The 22113-nt window shown below is 62.1% G+C and carries 5 protein-coding genes; 3 read left to right on the forward strand and 2 right to left on the reverse strand.

The genetic code is table 11. The features are described from left to right. Nucleotides 1–42: 42 nt before the first annotated feature. Nucleotides 43–17253, reverse strand: coding sequence for a non-ribosomal peptide synthetase (locus tag BDB13_RS21020; RefSeq protein WP_094273538.1), 17211 nt, complete (start codon nucleotides 17251–17253; stop codon nucleotides 43–45). Nucleotides 17254–17330: 77 nt separating this feature from the next. Further along, entirely contained in the window at nucleotides 17331–17984 is a 654-nt protein-coding gene (locus BDB13_RS21025) for a DUF6875 domain-containing protein (protein WP_141210672.1), read from the reverse strand. A gap of 544 nt (nucleotides 17985–18528) precedes the next feature. On the opposite strand from BDB13_RS21025, the gene BDB13_RS21030 reads away from it, so the two are divergent. Genes BDB13_RS21030 through BDB13_RS21040 form a run of 3 tightly spaced genes read left to right on the forward strand, consistent with a single transcriptional unit; the run spans nucleotide 18529 to nucleotide 22113 of the window. After that, nucleotides 18529–19242: a response regulator gene (locus tag BDB13_RS21030; RefSeq protein WP_094273540.1), complete on the forward strand. Its 714-nt coding sequence runs from the start codon at nucleotides 18529–18531 to the stop codon at nucleotides 19240–19242. Between the two features lie 27 nt (nucleotides 19243–19269). Further along, nucleotides 19270–21516, forward strand: a complete 2247-nt coding sequence (locus BDB13_RS21035; protein ID WP_369597473.1) for a PAS domain S-box protein — start codon at nucleotides 19270–19272, stop codon at nucleotides 21514–21516. A gap of 57 nt (nucleotides 21517–21573) precedes the next feature. Further along, nucleotides 21574–22113 (forward strand): universal stress protein, encoded by a 540-nt coding sequence (locus BDB13_RS21040; protein WP_094273541.1) that lies wholly within the window; start codon nucleotides 21574–21576, stop codon nucleotides 22111–22113.

A 22113-nucleotide genomic window follows, 5' to 3' on the forward strand; every position in this document is an offset into this window, starting at 1 on the left:
ACCCGGCAATCGGAGTGAGGTGCAGGTGCGCGAGTTCCCTACTCATCGCCTCGAGTTGACCGAGTTCAAGTGGCGATTAAGAAGCGGACCCAAGATTGCGAGGCCCTGAGGACTCGTCATCTGCTCATGTCTGGTTGAAACTCGATACTCGAGTACATCACCGGTAATTCGATCCTTCCACCTCGCTGCGCCGGACTCAGCATCAAAACCTTGCTCTTCACCGGAATCTGTTGTTGCACTGAAGAAAAGAAGCTCAGAGACATCCAGCAACGACGGCTGGTGCGCGAGAGCCCCATCGACGAGATCGCAGTACTGTCGGTACAACGTCTCGAGATGAGCCGCCGTCAGTGACGCAAACAGTCCACCCTTGTGGCGCAACAACTCCGCCGCCTGTTCCGCCGCCACCTCTTCACCGGCTTCGAAAGTATCCACGGCACCGAACTCGGCGACCAACCCGGCGATCGTGGGCGTTTCGGCAACGGGCCCAGTTTCGTCCATCAAGCGACTGTCCATCATGGCGAGTGTCGCCACGTCATCACCCTCACGTACGAGCTGAACCGCCATCGCATGCGCAATCTGACCCCCCACCGAATAACCGAGCAGGTGATAGGGCCCGTGCGGCTGTACGGACCTGATTTCGCTGACGTAGCGTTCGGCAAGTTCGTCGAGCGAGGTGTAGTGCAGCCCGGGATCGGTCAGTGCCGGTGATTGGATTCCGTAGATCGGTCGGTCGTTGTCGACGTAGTGCACCAATCCGCTGAAACACCAAGCCAGACCGATTGCCGGGTGAATACAGAAGAGTGGATTTCGGTTCCCGTTGGCACGCAACGGAAGCAGTACCGCAAGTGCGGAGTCGGCCTCAGCCGGCTCAGCACCGCGTGTAGCGATCCGGTGAGTCAGAGACTCGGGTGTCGAATGCGTCAATATCCACTGGACCGGAACATCGACGGAAATCGATTCATGCAGCCGCGCAGCCACACTCGCCGCCATCAACGAGTTCCCGCCGAGGGCAAAGAAGTTGTCGTCTGCACCAACTCGCGATGTCCCGAGTTCGGCGGCGAACGCGGCTGCCACAGCAGATTCGGTACCCTCGCTCGGTTCCCGGAACTCTGCTCGGCCCGCTTCGAAGTCCGGCGTCGGCAACGCAGCGCGATCGATCTTTCCGTTGACCGTGAGCGGCATTGCATCGAGCACCATGACCGTCGCCGGCAGCATCTGCGGAGCCAACCGCTCGCCCACGAAGGAGAGGACCTCCGTCGAGTCCAGGGCCACGCCGGGCCGAGGAGTCACGTAGCCGACCAATCGATCGCCACTCCTCTCATCGCTGCGAACCGCAGCGACAGCCCTGGTCACGCCCTTGCACGCCAAGAGTGCCGATTCAACCTCGCCAAGCTCGATACGAGAACCACGAACCTTCACCTGTAAGTCGGAACGACCGACATAGTCCAGCGCCAAACCATGACCCGGGCGCCGCAACCACCGGACAACATCGCCCGTCCGATACATTCGTCGACCCGAGCTGCCAAATGGATCAGCGACAAACCGCGACGCCGTCAACCCCATCCGATTGCGGTATCCGCGTGCCAAACACGGACCCTCCACGTACAGCTCCCCCGGAACTCCGACAGGAACCGGCCGCAGTCTGCCGTCGAGAACAACCTCGCCAACCCCACACGTCGGGTCACCGATTGTCACCTTCTCGCCTGCTGCCAACGGCTCGCCGGCGTCCGTCTGGATTGTCGCCTCGGCCGGACCGTAGGTATTGAACATCCGTCGTCCCGGCGCCCACCGCTCCACCAACTCCGGCGGACAACTCTCGCCCCCGACTACTACCGTCTTCAAGTCCTCGAGTCCCGCTGGATCTACCGTCCCCAGCAATGACGGCGTCAACGCAGCATGAGTCACTTTCTCCCGCAACAAGATCTCTGCCAACTCATTCCCGCCGTAGACTTCTGGCGGCACAATGACCAACCGTCCGCCCGACGTAAACGCCCACAATTGTTCCAGGACAGCAGCGTCAAAACTCGGCGACGCAGCGTGCAACACCCGCGAATCCGGGCCCAGATCGAACCGAGAACACTGCTCCGCCACCAGATTTGCCAAACCTCGATGCGAGACCACGACACCCTTCGGCACCCCCGTCGATCCCGACGTGTAGATCACGTAGGCCGCATGATCGATCTCCAGGTTTGCCGTCCGATCAAGATCGTCAACCGGTAAAGCCGACGCCGACCCCAACTCACTTTCCGTCACCGGATCGTCAACGACCAACCACTCAACCGAGCCCGGCAACCGATCCCGCCACTCGGAGTTCGTAATACCAAGCGACACAGCCGAATCGTTGAGCATGTATTCCACTCGGGCGGTCGGATACAACGGATCCACCGGTACAAACGCCGCGCCCGACTTCGCGACCGCTCTCGCCGCAACGACCTCACCGAACGACCGCGGAAAGGCCACCGCAACCGACGACTCCGGACCGATACCGCGACTGATCAGCAACCGCGCCAACCGATTCGAATGATCATCGATCTCGCCGTAGGTCCACTGCCGATCCCCGAACACCACCGCGATCGCAGATCTGTTCTCGGCCCCAGCAGCCAACAACTCCGGCAACACCAGTCCCGGCACAGCGGGACCACCCGTCACCGATGTCAACTCGCGATATTCCTCCGGCGACAGCAGATCCAGACGCGCCAACGGCAGATCCGGATCTGCGACGACGGCGTCGAGGACACGACGAACCCGCTGCAGAATCTCCGCCATCGCGTCGTGGTCGAAGATCTCCGGCAGGTACTTGATTCTCAGGTGCAATGTTGTATCGATGTCCGCGACGAGGCCGATCGGGTAGTGCGAAGCATCCGCGCCGCTCACACCGACCACATGCATGCCCGCGATATCGGTGTCTTCGGTGAGGCCTTCGCGATCGATCGGGTAGGACTCGAACACCGTCATCGTGTCGAAGACTGCTCCCGGCCCGGCGACGCGCTGAATGTCCGACAGACTCACGTAGTGGTGATCGAGCAACTCGGCCTGCTCCGACTGAACTCGGTCGAGGAGTTGCCCCAGCGTCTCGCCGGCGTCGAGACGGACCCGTACCGGCAGTGTATTGACAAACAGTCCGATCATCGATTCGATGCCCTCGAGCTGAGGGGGCCGACCCGAAACGGTGGCACCGAACGTCACGTCGTCCCGAGAGGTCAACTCGCCCAAGATAATCGCCCAGACCGTCTGGATCACCGTATTGAGGGTGACTCCCCGCGCCCGCGCAAAACCGGCCAAGGCCGCGGTCTGCTCCTCGGTCAATTCGTCTGCTACATCCTTTGATTCGGAATATCGACGCCCGGGATCAGCCGGCGCCACCAAGGTCGGATCAGCAAGCCCGTCGAAAGCTCGAACCCAAGTGGCGAGAGACGCCGTCGTATCGTGCTCCGCGATCCAGGCCAGATAGTCCCGATAGGGACGGACTGGAGGCAGAATCGCGCTGTCGCCCTCCGTGGCATAAAGCACCAGGAACTCTTTCAGGAGCAACGGCGTCGACCAGCCGTCGATCAGCAGATGATGATTGGTCAACACAAGCCGATAGTGATCCGGCCCGATGGTGACCAGGGTCCAGCGCAGTAGCGGGGCGTGAGCCGGATCGAACCGCGTCCCCCGGTCGGCGGCCATCAGTTGATCCCATTCCGAACCTCGTGCTTCGTTCCCGAATCCGGATAGGTCGATCTCCGACCATGGTGCGTCGGCATTGTCCTCGACCACCTGCACCGGGCCGGCGTCGGTGTTTGGAACAAATGCAGTGCGCAAGTTCGGATGACGGTCGAGCAGCGTGTGACCAGCGCGGCGCAACCGCGCCGAATCAACGTGCCCCCGCAACTCGACGACCAACTGCACCAGGTAAGCATCCACCGAGGCCGTATCGGAAGCCAAGGCGTGGAACAGCAACCCCTTCTGCAACGGGGCCAGCGGCCAGACGTCGCTCAACCCCGGATACCGGTTCTCGAGGCGTTCGATTTCCGTCTGCCCGAGCGTGACCAGGCTCAGGTCCGTCGGTGTGTGTCCGCCCGCACCAGGCTGCGCGGCATAGGTTGCCAGCAAGGAAAGGGCTTCGAGCCACAACCGAGCCGGCACGCCGACTTCCTCAGCGGTGAGCACCCCGCGTGGGAAGGACCAGACCGCCCGCAGCGTCGGCCGAATTCCGTCGTCGATGGTGAGGGAGTTGATGTCGAGCACCGTCGGTACCGGCATATCCGGATTCTGCGCACCGGACAGGTTGCCCGCGTCGTCGACGGGTACCCAGCCGCCGTCACTTCCGATTACCGAAATTCCTGTGGTGACCCTACCGAGATAGTTGAACGCAATTTGCGGTACCGGCAGGTCCTGCAACACCGATCCGGTGTCGTCATTGAGATACCGCAACAAGCCGTACCCGATCCCATGGTCGGGAACCGCAAGAAGCTGCTCCTTGACCGACTTGACCAGCGTCTCCAACGTCCGGCCGCCGGCGTAGGCGTCGTCCAGATCGATACCGGAAAGATCCAGGCGCACCGGGAAAGTCGTGGAAAACCAGCCGACAGTGCGCGTCAAATCCGAACCCGGGACGACACCTTCCTCGCGTCCGTGCCCTTCGAGACCGATCACTACGTCCTCGAGATCCGCTCCGAGATCACGCCGCCACTTCGTCACCGCCAACGCCAAAGTGGCCACCAGTCCGTCACCCACGCCGCCGTGAAATACCTCCGGGACAGTGGTCAACAAAGATTCGGTGACGTCTGCAGGCACATCGACCTCGACGGTCTCGGACGTGGCCGCGACATCGATCGCGAGATCCAGTGGCCGAGAGCCGATCATCGGATCGTCCACCGCCATCGCTCGCCAGATATCGAGTTCCGCAATCCGCTCCGGGCGCTGGGCCGCCTCGACCAGTCCGTGTGCCCACCGGCGCATCGAGGTTCCCACCGACGCGAGTTCCGGCTGCACCCCGGCCGCGATCTGCGCCCACGCGGTCGCCAGATCCGGCACCAGCACTCGCCAGGACACCCCGTCGACCACCGAATGGTGAATCACGATCAACACTCGGCCGCGCCCTGCCTCCGGATCGAACCACACCACCTGCATCACAATCCCGTCAGCGGGATTCAACCGCTCCGCTGCGGCGTCCAACTCTCGCGACGCCAATTCGTGGAACTGCGAGCCTCCCAGCGCCACGTCCAATGCCACCCGAGTGATGATGTCCTCGGCCTGAATCATTGCTTCCGGCAATGCTTCCCACGTCCACTCCCCGCTCGTCGCCTCATTCCGACGCAACCGCGCTCTCAGCATGTCGTGGCGGTCGAGCAACACTTGGACTGTGCGTCTCAGACCTTCCGCATCGACATGTTCCGGCAGCCCCAGCATCACTGCCTGCGAGAAGCGGCCGAAACCCGCTTCACCTCGTTCGAGCAGCCAGGACAAAATCGGTGTCAACGGAATTGTCCCGACCCCGCCGCCGGCAAGCTCCTCCAACGTCAATGCCTCCACGTCGTCGCCGACGACGGCAACCTGCGCCAACCCTGCAACCGACTTGCGGTCGAAGACATCCCGCGGCGAGAACACCACGCCGGTCCGCTTTGCTCGCGCCGCCAATTGGATCGACATGATGCTGTCGCCGCCGAGCGCGAAGAACGAATCGTCCACACCGACTGATTCGAGTCCGAGCACCTCCTCGAACAATCCCGCCAGCGCCTTTTCCATCTCAGTTCTGGGCGCGTGGAATTCGCTCCGACCGGTACCGAACTCCGGCGTCGGCAACGCAGCGCGATCCAGCTTGCCGTTCGGTGTCACGGGAAGAGAATCGAGGAGCATTACAGCAGCGGGCACCATGTGTGGGGCCAACTGTTCTCCGGCGAACGCGAGGACTGCCCGAGCGTCGACGTCTACCCCCGACTCCGCCACCACGTACCCGATCAACCGGTCACCGGAAGGCTCGTCGCTGTGGACGGTGGCCACTGCCCGAGACACGCCCGGGCAGTTCATCAGAGCCGATTCGACCTCGCCCAGTTCGATCCGGAATCCACGAACCTTCACCTGATCATCGGACCGACCGACGTAGTCGAGATTCAGGCTCCCATCCGAGCCTCGGAGCCACCGCACCAGATCGCCGGTTCGGTACATCCGGCGACCGGAACCGGCAAACGGGTCTGCCACAAACCTCGACGCCGTCAGCCCGACCCTCCGGCGGTATCCACGTGCCAGCGCCGGACCGGCCAGATACAACTCACCGACCATTCCGACGGGCACCGGACGCAACCTGCAATCGAGCACGCATTCATCGAAGCCATGTATCGGGCCACCGACCGTCACCGGGTCATCTGGGACCAACGGCGGACCGGCATTCGACCAGATAGTCGACTCGGTCGGCCCGTACAGGTTGAACATCACGCGATCCCGCGACCATCGCGCCGCCAACTCCGGCGGGCACGCTTCTCCCGCCACCATCAGACACTGCAGCGACGCTGCATCGATCGCAGTGGTGTCGATCGAGGCCAACGCCGTCGGCGTGAGTACCGCATGAGTCACACCCTCGTCATCTAACAGTTGCGCCAACTCGCCGCCGCCGTACAGGAACGGCGGGGCGATCACCAATCTCGCCCCCGCACCGAACGCCATCATCTGCTCGAACACCGCAGCGTCGAAACTCGGCGACGCAACATGCAACACCCGCGCATCTGGACCCAACCCGAACCGAGAACACTGCTCCACCACCAGATTCGCCACACCGCGATGGGTAATCACCACACCCTTCGGCACCCCGGTCGAACCGGACGTGTAAATCACGTACGCCGGATGATCGAGTGCCAGTGTCGCGAGTCTGTCCTCGTCGGTCACCGGATCGACCGCCAGCCCTGTCAGCTCCATCCGGACCGTCGAATCGTCGAGTTCGAGCCAGCGGACCGAATCGGGTAGTCGATCCCGCCACTCCGACAACGTAATTCCCACCGCCACAGCAGAATCGGAAACCATATGCTCGATTCGCGCGGCCGGATACAACGGATCCACCGGGACAAACGACGCTCCAGACTTTGTCACCGCCCACACCGCCACAACCGACTCGAACGAGCGCGCCATCGCCACCGCCACACTCGACTCCGGCCCGACACCGCGGCCGATCAGCAACCGTGCCAACCTGTTCGACTGTTCGTCGAGTTCCCCATACGTCCACCGCCGATCCCCACACACGACCGCGATCGCAGACCGGTTCTCAGCGCCGACAGCCAACAACTCCGGCAACACACGACCGCGAGCCGCGGGACCACCGGACACCGATGACAACTCACCGAATTCGTCGGGAGAGAGCAGATCCAACTTGGCCAGTGGCACATCCGCGTCGGCGACGACGGATTCGATGACACGCAAGGTCCGCTCGAGGATCTCCGTTATCGCGTCGTGGTCGAAGAGTTCGGGGAGGTACTTGATTCTGAGGTTCAGTTTCTTGTCAACGTGCGCAATCACACTGATCGGGTAGTGGGCGGAGTCAGTGCCGCTCACGTCGACTACCCGCATCCCGGCGATGTCGGTACTGGCAGTGAGTCCCGCGCGATCGACCGGATAGGACTCGAACACTGTCATCGTGTCGAAGACCGCTCCCGGCCCGGCCACCCGTTGAATATCAGCGAGACCGACGTAGTGATGATCGAGCAACGCCGCCTGCTCCGCCTGGATCCGGTCGAGAAGTCCGCCGAGAGTTTCGTGGGGATCGAGCCGCACGCGCACGGGCAGCGTGTTGACAAGCAAACCGATCATCGATTCGATGCCCTCGATCTGTGGGGGCCGCCCGGAAACCGTCGCACCGAACGTCACATCGTCTCGGGACGTCAACGCGCCCAAGATAATCGCCCAGGCCACCTCGACCACGGTATTGAGGGTGACTCCGCGGGACCGCGCGAAGTCCGTCAGCGCACTCGTCTGCTCTTCGCTCAATTCACCTCGCACGTCACGTGATTCGGCAAATCGGCGGCCTGGTTCGAGCGGAGCAACTAACGTCGGTCCGTCGACGTCGCCGAGCAACCGCATCCATTCCTCGAGAGACCGTTCAACGTCCTGCTGCTCGACCCACGCCAGATAATCCCGGTACGGGGACAGTCTCGGCAACGGCGCCGTATCTCCTCCGGTGGCGTACAGCAGCAACAATTCGCGCAAGAGCAGCGGCGTCGACCAGCCGTCGAGCAGCAGGTGGTGGTTGGTCAGCATCAGCCGATAGCCGGCCGGTCCGGTGGTGACCAGCATCCAGCGCAGCAGTGGGGCTCGGGCTGTATCGAACCCAGCCGCCCAGTCAGCTGCCGTCAGCTGATCCCACTCACGATCCTGTGCGTCGTCGTCCAGGCCGGACAGGTCGATCTGCTTCCACGGCGCCGACGCGTCGCTGCGGACCACCTGCACCGGCCCACCCTCTGTATCCGGCACAAACGCGGTCCGCAGGTTTGCATGCCGATCGAGAACCATCTGCGCGGCGCGGCGCAAGCGCTCCGGATCGACGTGCCCGCGCAGTTCGACAACCAATTGAACAACATAGGCGTCGACCGACTCCTCGGACACCAGTGCATGAAACAGCAGCCCTGCCTGCAGCGGCGAGAGCGGCCAGACGTCGCTCATTGCCGGGTACCGATCCTCGAGATCTTCGATCTCGGCCTGACCCAGAGCGACAAGGTCGAAGTCCGACGGAGTGTGTCCCCCGGCCCCGTCGGTACCGGCGTACCTGGTCAGTGCGGTCAACACCTCGCACCACGACGCGGCCAGTTCGTCGACCTCGGCCGCAGTCAGCACCCCTCGGGGGAACGACCACGTCGCGCGCAATCGCGGCGCGCTCGCGCTGCCGACGGTCATGGCGTTGATATCGAGCACCGCGGACACCGGCATGTCCGGGTTCTGAGCACCACTGAGTTGCCCCGCATCGTCGACCGGCAGCCATCCGGCCTCCGGGACGCCTTCGGGAAGCTCGGTCACCACACGGCCGAGATAGTTGAAAGCGATGTGCGGTGCCGGAAGATCCCGCAATTCCGATCCAGTGTCGTCATCGAGATACCGCAGCAAGCCGTACCCGATCCCGTGGTCGGGAACCGCAAGAAGCTGTTCCTTCACGGACTTGACCAACGCTCCAGCCACCGCGCCACCGACACTAACTTCCTCGAGGTGAATGCCGGAAAGATCAAGTCGCATCGGGAAACTCGTGGAGAACCAACCAACCGTGCGAGTCAGATCTGAACCCGGGACAACGCTTTCCTCACGTCCGTGCCCTTCGAGACCGATCAGGACGTCATCGACGTTCACTCCGTGATCGCGACGCCACATCGTCACCGCCGTTGCCAGCGCGGCCACCAGCCCGTCGCCCACACCGCCATGGAACGCCTCGGGAACGGTGGTCAACAACGCCTCCGTGATGTCGCTGGGCAACTCCACGCAAATACACTCCACCGTCGAGTTCACGTCGACAACGGGGTTCAGTGGCCTGGACCCGATCACCGGGTCGTCCGCGATGGCCATCTTCCGCCACACATCGATTTCCGCGATCCGCGCCGGCTCATGGGCCGCATCAACCAGGCCGTGCGCCCACCGGCGCATCGACGTTCCAACCGGGGCCAAGTCGGGCTCCTGGCCGGCGTCGATCTGCGCCCACGCGGTCGCCAGATCCGGCACCAGCACCCGCCACGACACCCCGTCGACCGCCGAATGGTGCACCACTATCAGCACTCGCCCCGGATCGCGAGTCTCGACCGGGGCAAACCAGACCACCTGCACGAGGATCCCCGAAGCCGGATCCAACCGATCCGCTGCGGCATTCAACTCTGCTGCCGCCAACTCACGGAAGTCGGTTCCCTCCTCCATCGGCACCGTGTGGATAACAGCGTCGGCTCGAATCATTCCGGCCGGCAGCACCTCCCACGACCAGCTTGCATCGGGCTTCCGGAACAGACGCGCCCGCAGCATGTCATGCCGATCGAGTACCGCCTGCACGACGCCGGCTAACGTCGGACGGTCGATCCCCACCGGCAGACCCAGCATGACGGCCTGCGAGAAGCGGCCGAACCCTGACCCACCGCGTTCCAGCAGCCAGTGAATGATCGGCGTCAACGGAACCTCTCCGACACCGCCCCCGGCAAGCTCCTCCAACGCTGCGGTTCCCTCACCGACGACGGCAACCTCCGCCACACCGGCCACCGACTTGCGCTCGAAGACGTCGCGTGGTGAGAAATGCACTCCAGCCTGCTTTGCCCGCGAGACCAACTGGATCGACATGATGCTGTCACCGCCGAGCGAGAAGAACGAATCCTCCACGCCCACTTCGGCAACTCCGAGAACCTCCTCGAACAATCCCGCCAGAACAATCTCCACCTCGGTGACCGGCGCTCTGAATGTGCTTCTGCCGGAGGCGAAGTCCGGCTCCGGCAGTCCGTCACGATCGAGCTTCCCGTTCGAGGTAAGGGGCAGAGACTCGAGCACCATCACAGTCGCGGGCACCATATGCGGAGACAATGTCTCGCCCACACCATCGAGCACTGCGCGAACATCCAGGTCAACCCCGGGCTCAGGCACGACGTACCCGATCAATCGGTCACCCCTCTCCGCCTCGCGACGCACCGCAGCCGCAGCCTGGGCCACCCCCGGACAAGCCGACAGCGCCGATTCGATCTCCACCAACTCGATACGGACACCACGAATTTTGACTTGCAGATCCGAACGACCGACGTAGTCAACGGTCAGGCTTCCGTCCGGAAGCCGTAGCCACCGCACCACATCTCCGGTTCGATACATCCGGCGACCGGAACCCGTGAACGGATCGGCGACAAATCGCGACGCCGTCAAATCCCTCCGATTGCGGTAACCACGCGCCAACCCCGGGCCCGCCAGATACAGCTCCCCCACAACGCCGACGGGCACCGGCCGCAACCGCGCATCGAGCACGCTCTCCGCGAAACCGCAGATCGGCCCGCCGACGGTCACCACCTCACCAGCCACCATCGGCGCACCGGCATTCGACTGAATCGTCGCCTCCGCCGGACCATAGGTGTTGAACATCCGCCGACCCGGCGCCCAACGCGTCACCAACTCCGGAGGGCACGCCTCACCGCCCACCACAACCGTCCCGAGATCCTCGAGCCCAGCGGGATCAACCGTCCCCAACAACGCCGGCGTCAGCGCCGCATGAGTCACCTTCTCGCGCAACAAGATCTCCGCCAACTCGCCGCCGCCGTAGACCGACTGCGGAGCAATCACCAGCCGCCCACCCGACGCAAATGCCCACAACTGTTCCAACACCGCAGCATCAAAACTCGGGGACGCAACATGCAATACTCGAGAATCCGGACCTAATCCGAACCGAGAACACTGCTCCGCCACCAGATTTGCCAGTCCGCGATGCGTCACTATCACACCCTTCGGCGCACCCGTCGACCCCGACGTGTAAATGACGTAGGCGGGGTGATCGATGTCGAGTTCAGCTGTCCGCTCCCCGTCACTGATCGGAAGCACGGACTCCCGCAGTAGCGCACCCTCCACAACGGGGTCGTCAAGTACGATCCACCGCACCGAACCCGGCAAGATATCACGCCACTCCGAAATCGTAATCCCCACCGTCACAGCCGAATCAGTCAGTATGTGCTGAATCCGGGCGGCCGGATAGAGAGGATCGACCGGCACAAACGATGCCCCCGACTTAGCCACCGCAATCGCCGCCGATACCGACTCGACCGACCGCCCGAGCGCAACCGCGACACCCGACTCCGGACCCACGCCCTGTCCGATCAACAATCGCGCCAACCGATTCGACTGTTCATCGAGGTCCCGGTACGTCCACCGCCGTTCCCCACACACCACCGCAATCGCCGACCGGTTCGCGGCGCCCGCAGCCAGCAATTCCGGCAACAATGCCCCGGGCCCCGCCGAATCACCCGACACAGCCGTCAGTTCCAGCAATTCCTCCGGGGAGAGCAAGCCGACATCCTCAACCCGTGCCGACGGTGCAGCCACAACCTCCTCGAGGATGCGAATGAATCTGTCGACGAAACTGTGAACCGTTGCCGGGTCCAGGATGTCGATGGCAAAGACAAAGGAAGCTGATATTCCGGATGGAGCACCGTCGCCGGGATCGAACTTCTCGGCGAGGCTCAGATGCAGGTCGTACCTCGCGACGTCAAGATCAACATCGACAACCTCCACCTCCAGATCAGGCAAGACCAGGTTGGGTGGCTCGGTGTTCTGCAACTCCATCATCACTTGAAAGAGTGGAGAAACAGCCGTCGACCGCACGTGATCAACGGATTCCAACACTTGTTCAAATGGACTTTGAGCATGGGCGAAGGCGCCCAGATCGCACTCCCGGACTTGCCGCAAGAGATCCTCGAACGAATACCCTGGCTCGACGTGCGTCCGAAGCACCACCGTATTGACGAACATGCCCACCATCTCGTCGAGCGCAGCCTCGCCGCGTCCGGCTATCGGAGTACCCACCGCAATGTCGGTACTCCCACTCAGCCTGCTCAGCAAAACAGCCAGCGCCGCATGCAGCGTCATGAATATCGTCGAATTATGTTCGCGCGCAAATATTCCCAACCGACGATGCAAGCTCTCGCCGAGCTCGAACCGCACGCTGCTTCCTCTCCCCGACCGCCAGGTCGGACGCGGTCGATCTGTCGGGAACGGCGTCGACTCGGCCATTCCTGCGAGCGTTTGCCGCCAGTACGTCAGCTCCGCCGCGGCCAGGGAATCAGGATCGGACTCGCTACCGAGAATGCTGCGCTGCCACAGGGTGTAGTCGGCATAGCTCACCGCGGTCGGCCCCCAATTGGGTGCTCGCCCATGCATCCGCGCGGTGTACGCGGCCACCACGTCTCGTGCCAGGGGCGCCAGGGACGAGCCGTCGGCCGCGATGTGATGGACCACCATCACCAGCACATGCTCGTGATGGTCGATACGGAACAACGCCGTCCGCACCGGAACCTCATCGGTGACATCGAAACCTGCACCCGCAAGGTCGGCAATCTGCTCATCCAGTGACGCCCCGTCCGGCACTGTCACCGGAAGGAGTTCGGCAACCACCTGATCTGTCGGCACAACGACCTGGAGTGGCCCCTCGGCTGAGGCCGGGTACACCGTTCGAAGCGTCTCGTGGCGGTCGACAACATCGGTAAGCGCAGCTCGCAAAGCCTCCGCATCCAATTCGCCCGTCAACCGCAGTGCGATGGGAATGTTGTAGGCGGAGGACGAAGTGTCCAACTGATTGACAAGCCACATGCGCTGTTGAGCGAGTGATACCGGAACCCTGTCGGGGCGCTCACCGGCAGTCAGTGCGGGTCTGGCCGACGTGTGTCCCGCACACTCGATTCGGGCCGCCAGCGCCACCACGGTGGGCGCGTCGAACAGATCCCGCACACCGATATTCACGCCGAGCGCCGAGTTGATCCGCGCCACCACCTTGGTTGCAATCAAGGAATTGCCGCCCAGGTTGAAAAAGTTGGCGTAGATGCCGAGCTCATCGGCGGCAAGCATCTCGGCGAAAATGCCGGCGACGGATTCCTCCGTCATAGTTCGCGGCGACAGGAACTCCGCGCTGGCAACTCCGAAATCCGGCTCGGGGAGTGCACTACTGTCAAGCTTGCCGACCGGCGTCAACGGAAGTTCGTCCAGGACCGAAATTGCCACGGGCACCATGTATTCCGGCAGTAGCGAGCGGACGTAGGTTCTCAGCTCGACAACGTCGACGCCTTCGCTGCCACTCGGGAGCACATAGGACACCAGGACAGGGTCACCGGCAGGTCCGGCACGACTACGAGTCACCGCAAAACCGACGTGCGGATGACCGGTCAGAACCGAATCGATCTCGCCGAGCTCGATCCTGAAGCCTCGGATTTTGACCTGGAAGTCAGTTCGGCCGACATATTCGAGACTCAGACTTCCCGCCCGATCGTGCCGCCACCTCACGACATCTCCGGTGCGGTACAGGCGACGTCCCGGTACCCCGAACGGATCAGCGACGAATCGGGCAGCCGAGCGACCCGATTGATTCCGGTACCCACGCGCCAGACCCGGACCCGCCACGTACAACTCCCCAGCCACTCCGATCGGCACCGGGCGAAGCCGTGAATCGAGTACGACCTCCTCGAAGCCTCGGATCGGGCCACCGATCGTGACCGGCTCCCCCGATACATCCAAGGCCCCGACATTCGCCATGATCGTTGACTCTGTCGGGCCGTAAGCGTCGAACATCGCCCGCCCCGGCGCCCAACGCAAGGCCAGGTCCGGTGAACACGCCTCACCCGCCACCACGAGACACCGCAATGATTCGCACCCCTCCGGATCGACCGACATCAACGCCGACGGCGTCAGTACCGCATGGGTGACCTGCTCACGATCGAGCAACGCTGCCAGCTCAGTTCCCCCGTACACCGTCGACGGCGCGATCACCAATCTAGCGCGGGACCCGAACGCCCACACCATTTCGAACACCGAGGCATCGAAACTCGGAGAAGCAAAGTGCAGCACCCGCGCATCCGGACCCGTTGCGAATTGTTCACACTGTTCCGCCACCAGATCGGTTAATCCCCGGTGCGGCACCACAACCCCTTTGGGAACGCCCGTCGAACCGGATGTGTAGATCACATAGGCCGGATGATCGAGGTTCAGTGTCGCTGTACGGTCGCGGTCCTTCACCGGGGTCGCCGGGTATCCCGCAATCTCCGCATCCACCGCGTCGTCGTCGAGCACCAGCCACGGAACCGCCGACGGCAATGCTGCGGATGCGGCAGCAATTGTCAGCCCGACAACTGCACCCGAATCGGCCAGCATGTGCTCGAGCCGAGCATGCGGATACGCCGGATCCACCGGAACAAATGCCGCGCCGGTCTTTGCAATTGCCCACACCGCCACAACCGACTCGAACGAGCGCGCCATAGCCACCGCCACGCACGACTCCGGGCCGACTGTGCGACCGATCAGCCAGTGCGCCAAACGATTCGAGCGACAATCAAGCTCGGCGTACGTCCATTTCCGATCTCCACACACCACAGCAATCGCATCAGGGTCAGCAGCCACCGACGCCGTCAGCAATTCCGGAAGCGTCGCCGCAGGCAGCGGAAGCGTCCCACGAACCGGCCCTAGTTGCCGGCATTCGAGTTGTGACAGCAGATCGATATCATCGATCCGCACTGAGGGATCCACCAAGCACCGCTCCAGAACCCGAACCAAACGATCAGCGAATGCCTGCATCGTTTCCCGATCGAACAGGTCGCCGGCGAACGTCAGCTCGAGTGACAGGTTCACACCGTGATCAGCATCATTGACCTCATTTTTCACCGTCACCTGCAGGTCACAGCGTTTCCCGAGGCACCAGGCCTCGGGCGCCGTCACTGCTACCCCCGGCGTTGACGTAGGTGCGTCGCCGTCGAATCCGAGTACTACCTGGACGAGGGGAGAATATGCCGACGATCGGGCAACACCCAGCGCGTCCACCACACCGTCGAACGGCACCTGCGTGTGACTGAATGCGTCATGGTCGCGGTGCTTCACCTGGTCTACCAGGTCCGAAAACGAACATCCCGGATCCACGCGAGTCCGCAACACCACGGCGTCGGCAACCACAGCGGATTCGTCGCACTCTCCAGCCGCGGGACTTCTGGCGAGCGGCGCCCCGATTGCGATGTCCTCGGTCCCGCACAACCTGGCAAGCATCACCACCAAGGCGGCATGCACAACCGAAAATAGGGTTGAATCACGTTTGACAGAAATCTCTTTCAGCTGATCGGGCAACTGCATGCCAAAACTGACCTGCACACTGTCCAGCTTCCGAGTTTGCTGCTTCGGTCGTCGTCGATCCGTCGGTAGCTCTAACAGGCCGGGCATCCCCGCGAGGGTGCGCCGCCAGTAGTCCAGCTGCCTGGCCATCTCGCGCCTGCGCGTGCCTTCCCTCGCGCTGGCCGAGTGAACGGCGGATATCGGAGTATCTGGGCCGGCTGCCACGAGATCTTCGACGAGCGAAACAAACCCGTCATGGTGCGGCGCCAACTCGTCGTCACGATAGCGGTCCGAGTTTCCCCGGAACTCGACGAAAGTCTTTGCCGGTGTACCACTCTGGTAGACATTGACCAGTAGATCCTCGATCGGACCGGAAGTCAGAACGTGGAAATCACCGGTCACGGGACCGAAATTGATTTCCTGAGGAAACAGCATCACATTGACCATCGGTGCCGAACTCCTGCGCGAAACCGCACCGCCGCTCACACCACGAAGCATTTCGTGGAGATTGGCTCGCTGGTGCCGCAATGCACCCACCAGTTCGAGGTGGACACGCTCGACCAACTCCCCGACCGTATCCTCCGCGCGAACTTCGATCCGCAACGGCGCAACATTGACCAACATGCCCCCCGAGCGCCGAAGAACTGCGGTAGTCCGAGCAGATACCGGGATATCCACCCGGACGTCCGTTCGGCCCGTCATCCGCGCGAGGTAGCAGGCGAAGCCTGCGATTATCGTGGCCGTCGACGTACCACTCCCCCGCCGATCCGAATCCGTCAGCCGCGCAACGGTTTCCTCTGAAAGGGACCTGGCCGTCAACGTATCGGTCACAGTCGGAGGCGCTTCTCGTTCGGCCAGACTCACACCGTCTGCAAGTCCCGCGAGCTTCTCGGTCCAGTACGCACGGTCGGACTCGAATCGACTGGACTCCCGGTACCGACAATCGAGTTCGTACAACGTGCGCAAATCAGCCGCAGTGCCAGGTTCGGGCTCACGCCCCTCGATTGCCGCCGAGTACAACGCTGCAATACGGTTTACCATCGTCATCGCTGCATAGGCGTCCAGTACAACGTGGTGGGCGCGGCCGTACCACAGGTAGTGGGCGTCACCGACTTTCAGAATCGACGACGCGATCAGACGGTCGCGCATCGGGTTCATCTCGCTCGTACGGTCCTCGTACATCCACGCCTGCGCAGCCGCCATCGGATCGGTTTCGGTAGAAAAATCGATGAACCCTATCTCTCCTCCGAGCAAAGGATCGACAACTTGGTACGGCTCGCCGGAAAGCTCGATCAATCGGAGATACGCCCATTGGACTTCATGCCCCGCTGCTACAGCGGCTCGGCGGAACACGTCGAGATCGAGATCGCCGTGGAATTCCACGTACTGCGCGATACAGTGAGGCACATTCGGGGCAAGTTGCTGAGCAAACCAAACGCCGTACTGCGCCGACGACAACGGAAACGCCTCTGAAGGAAGACGATTGGGCGTCACAGTCTATTCACCGCCGTCACATAGATTGCTTGATTCATCATGCGCACGAGTTCTTCGGGGAGCTCTTCAGAATTCCGCTACGAAGTAATCTTCGCGACGATATATGCACGCGCAGGCGACGGCATGGTCGGCGCAAATTTCTTCAAATACGCAGACATCCATTCGGATCGAGTTGCCAAAAATGGGTAGTCAGTGCTGACCATTTGTCTCACTGCCAGCATCGGCAAGGGAGAATCAAGCGGCCTGAAATCGTCATTCCACAGGCCGGGTTGAAGGCATCCCGGATAGAATTGGCCCAGCATCAGGCCATTTTTGACAAATTTCGACTTTCGCTGAAGTTGAACTGTTTCGATAACATTGAAGTTCGAGATATTCGGGAAGATCGCCACTATCGCCCGAAATATCGCATCCTTCCCCTCGCCTGGAGGCAACTCTTGGTATATATCCGCCATATCTTCCGCTATAGCTGCCATTGTGTCGAAATCGATATTGGCGTCGTCAAGAACGCCGGCCCAAAAAAGTTGTCGATCCACAGACGGACCAGTAAATGGACACACGGGACCAGCGCGTCCTAAATCCGGGTGCGGTTCAGTCAAGAATTCGAGTGCCCACTTCTTGAACATTCGAATCGTGTCGCTCTTCGATTCGACTGATTCTTTGTCGAATACGTTGATGAACTCGACGTGAGATCGTGTACCGATTATTCGTTCGGTAGTCCGTTTCAGTGTCATTGTCGCCATCCTTGTCACCAACGAGGCTGAGCCTCACCCTCCGCAGCGGAAGTACCGGTCAACGCCGTGGAAGTGAGAGGCCGCGGAAGTGGGTGAGGGTCCTGATGGAATGTGATGGGAAAACGGGTTTCAGGTGCCGGCCGTGAACGCCAGTCAAGAAAAGTTGGAATGCGACCATGTTGCCTCCTGGAATTGCATCTCCATTCCCAGAGTCGTCGACAGGCGTACGGATGTCGTCACCGCTGACACCCATCTGGCGTACCGGTCAACCTCACCTTGCACAGTGCAGTCGCCTTCAACGCCCACCCCCTGCAGACCAGACCCGCTCGAATCGTCCTGCGATCGTCGTCCATCGCGTTCCGGCGGCGTTTGTACCAGGTATGTACCACCGTGCGCTCGGTATGCTCGAAGTACGTGGACCCGGTGACGTTTGGGCAACTGCTCAGCCGGCTACCTGGGATCAGTCGTAAACCTGGTATCTCGGAGTCGCGCATGGCCGAATTCGATTCGCAGCAGACAACGATGCACAGCTGACAAGTTCGCCATGACTTCCCAGATCAGCAGTGGCAATCACAGCCGGCGCACCGAACCTGGTGACCCCGTCAGGTTGTCACTCCGTGTTGTCTTGGCCGAGGACGACGTCCTGCTCCGCGAGGGAATGGCCAGCCTGTTGACTCGATCAGGAATCGACGTAGTCGGACAGGCCGGCGATGCGGCCCAGCTTCTCTCCGTCGTCCGCGACACGTCACCGGACCTCGTGGTGGTCGACATTCGGATGCCTCCGACGCAGACCACCGAGGGACTCGACGCGGCCAGAGTCATCCGCGGCGAACATCCCGAAACCGGCATCCTCGTCTTGTCTGCGCATGCCGATGTCGAGGATGCGATGGAACTCCTCGCCAGCGGCCAGGGCATCGGATACTTGCTCAAGAGTCGCGTCACCGACATCGCAGACTTTCTCGACACCATGGCGCGGATCGCCAAGGGCGCGACTGTCCTGGACCCGGCGCTTGTTCAGGAATTGGTGTCGTACCGCCGACGCAACGATCCGCTCGCCGCGCTCAGTGCGCGCGAACGGGAAGTCCTGGCGTTGATGGCGGAGGGTCGATCGAACGTCGGCATCGCCCATTCCCTGTGCGTCGCCGAAGGAACCGTCGAGAAGCACGTCCGAAGCATTCTCACCAAGCTGGGGATTACCGAGACAAGTGAGAACCACCGCCGGGTCCTGGCTGTGATCACCTTCCTCGAGGCACGCTGACCGGATCGGTGTGAGCACTACGCGATGATGTGGAATCGATCAGCAATTCGAAGTCGGACGACGCCGGAACCCGGCGTCGCGTTTCGCACGCGATGGCTGTCGTCGCTGATGCGTCCGACGGCTCCTCGACTCATTGTCGGAATCGCTGTTGCGGCGACTTTCATCCTCGTGGAGTCGCTGTTGGTTATTGTGCTCCGACAACTCGCTCCTGCCGAAGCTTTCGGTGTGGTCTACCTGGTCGGCGTCTTAGTAGTCTCCATCGTGTGGGGGTTCGGGTTGGCGGTGGTGACGTCGGTGGCCAGCGCCCTGGCCTTCGACTACTTCCGCAATTGGCCCCCGAACCTGGCTCCCACCGGCGCCCAGAACTGGATAGCCGTCGGTGTCTTCCTGGCCGTCGCATTGTTGACCAACACCCTTGCCTCACTCGCCCGATCACGTGCCGTCGAGGCAGATCAACGCCGCCAAGAAGCCGACCTCGGAGCTGAGCTTGCCCACCTCATGCTGCGTTCCGGCGACCCGAGATCTGTGATGGACGCAGCCGCCGAGCGGCTGGCGCAGGTACTCGGGTTGCCTTTCGCGACGCTCGAACTCGACACAATTCCGTCCGATCAGTTCCGCTGCGCGATCCCGGTGTCCGACGGCGTCACGCTACTCGTTCCCGCATCCCTGCCGGCACAGACGTTGCAGCGGCTTCGAGACAGGGTGGTGCCCTCTGTGGAAGCTCTGGTGGAGGCGACCCGTGATCGTGAGGCCATCAACCGGGCACTCGAGGCGAGCCGCAAAGATTTGGAGCGGTTCTTCGACCTCTCGTCCGACCTACTCTGCATCGCCGGACTGGACGGTTCCTACCGGCGCATCAATCCGGCATTCGAGAAAGCACTCGGATATCCGGCCTCGGAATTGATGGCGCGACCGTTCTCGGAATTCGTCCATCCGGCAGATCTGAATCGAACTCGCGACGCTCTCGACCAGCTGGCCCGTGGGCAACCCGTCGCTCAATTCGAGATCCGGTTCATCTGCAGCGACGGCTCCGAACGTTGGATCGAGTGGAACACGGTGTCGGATCGGAGCGAACTCTACGGAGCCGGCCGCGACGTGACCGAACGCCGTGCGGCTCAACGAACTATCAAGGCAAGCCATGAAGCACTCCGCGTGCTTGCAGAGCAACAAGCCGCATTACGACGGGTTGCGACGTTGATTGCGCGAGGCGCCGATCAGTCGGAGGTGTTTGCATCGGTGGCCACGGAACTGTCCCGGATCCTCGGCGGGCACAGCACCGCGCTGTGCCACTTCGGGTCGGACGGCGAGGCCACTTTGGTTGCGAATCGAACGGAGCCCGGCCTGAAATGGACGACTGTTGGCACACGCCTGTCACTGTCGGGCGAGAACGTCGCGTCGAAGGTGTTTCAGTCGGGTCGCGCCGCCCGCATGGACAGCTACGACAATGCGGCCGGTTCCACTGCGGCACTCATTCGAGACCTGGGCCTACGGTCCGTGGTGGGAGTCCCGATCGTCGTCGAAGGCCACTTGTGGGGCGCAGCTTTTGTCGGTTCGACACGCTCCGAACCACTGCCACCGGACACAGAGTCACGAATTGCAGACTTCACGGACCTCGTGGCAACCGCTATCGCGAATGCTCAAACTCACGCGCAGCTCACCGCGTCTCGCGCCCGAATCGTCGCGGCCACCGACGATGCTCGACGCCGTCTCGAACGAGATCTGCACGACGGCGCACAACAGCGCCTCGTATCTCTGGGACTCGCACTCCGATCGGCTGAAGCGGCAGCACCGGCCGAACCCGCAGCACTCAAAGAACAGATTTCCGACATCGTGGTGGGTCTGGGCGACGTGTCAGCGGATCTCCGAGAAATCTCCCGCGGAATTCATCCGGCGATCCTGTCGAAAGGTGGACTGGGCTCGGCACTGCGTGCACTGGCACGGCGTTCGACCGTCCCCGTCGAACTTGATCTGAATCTGGAACCGAACGTGCCCGAGCCTGCTGAGGTAGCCGCGTATTACGTTGTGGCAGAAGCACTGACGAATGCAGCCAAACACGCTCACGCGTCCGCAGTTTTTGTACGAGCCAGAACCGATGAGGCAACTCTCGAGCTCTCGGTTCGCGATGACGGCGTCGGCGGAGCCGATTCCGGCAACGGATCCGGACTCACCGGTTTGGGTGACCGCGTCGAAGCTCTCGGCGGCCGGATGGAGATTGTCAGTCATACCGGAACCGGGACAGAATTGATCGTGGAAATCCCGATCGACCGTCACTGATTTTCTCGAGATAGTCGCAGTAAGATCTAAGTTGAGTTGCTTCGAAGGGCATCTGACATGAAGAACCATCACGAAGATCCGCACCCCGAGCACACGTTCCATCTCGAAAGTCCGGCCCCGGACCATCGTCCGACTCGCCATATCGTTCTGGGCATCGGACCGGGATCTTCCAGCGACGATGCATTGGAATTCGCGCTGACACTCGCGGTCGCGGAAGGCGCATCTCTCCATGTCGTTCACTGCATCAGTCCCGAGGACATGCCCGTCGAAACGGATTCACCTCGCTTCGAGAACCGCTTACGCACCGAGATGACGAGGCAACGTGAGCACACGAGTTCGGCACTGGACTCGCATCCCGGCCCGTGGACCTACGACTGCAAGCATGGCGACCCCACCAGCGCCATACTGGCGATGGCAGACAAACACGACGCATTCACTATCGTGGTCGGATCTCCTCGACGAGGTCCCATTTCCGCGATCAGCCAATTAACGCACAGGTCTGTCTCATCACGCTTGACACGACAGCACAAGTATCCGGTTGTGGTGGTACCCGTCGGCGTGAAATCGACACGGTGGATGCGCAAGTCTGCGTCGTAA

The organism is Rhodococcus sp. OK302 (genome assembly GCF_002245895.1).
Classification (GTDB): domain Bacteria; phylum Actinomycetota; class Actinomycetes; order Mycobacteriales; family Mycobacteriaceae; genus Rhodococcus_F.

Coding starts and splice junctions, on each gene's coding strand:
- BDB13_RS21035 (WP_369597473.1), top strand. CDS start 19,270: ATGTGGAATCGATCAGCAATTCGAAGTCGGACGACGCCGGAACCCGGC.
- BDB13_RS21030 (WP_094273540.1), top strand. CDS start 18,529: ATGACTTCCCAGATCAGCAGTGGCAATCACAGCCGGCGCACCGAACCT.
- BDB13_RS21040 (WP_094273541.1), top strand. CDS start 21,574: ATGAAGAACCATCACGAAGATCCGCACCCCGAGCACACGTTCCATCTC.
- BDB13_RS21025 (WP_141210672.1), bottom strand. CDS start 17,984: ATGACACTGAAACGGACTACCGAACGAATAATCGGTACACGATCTCAC.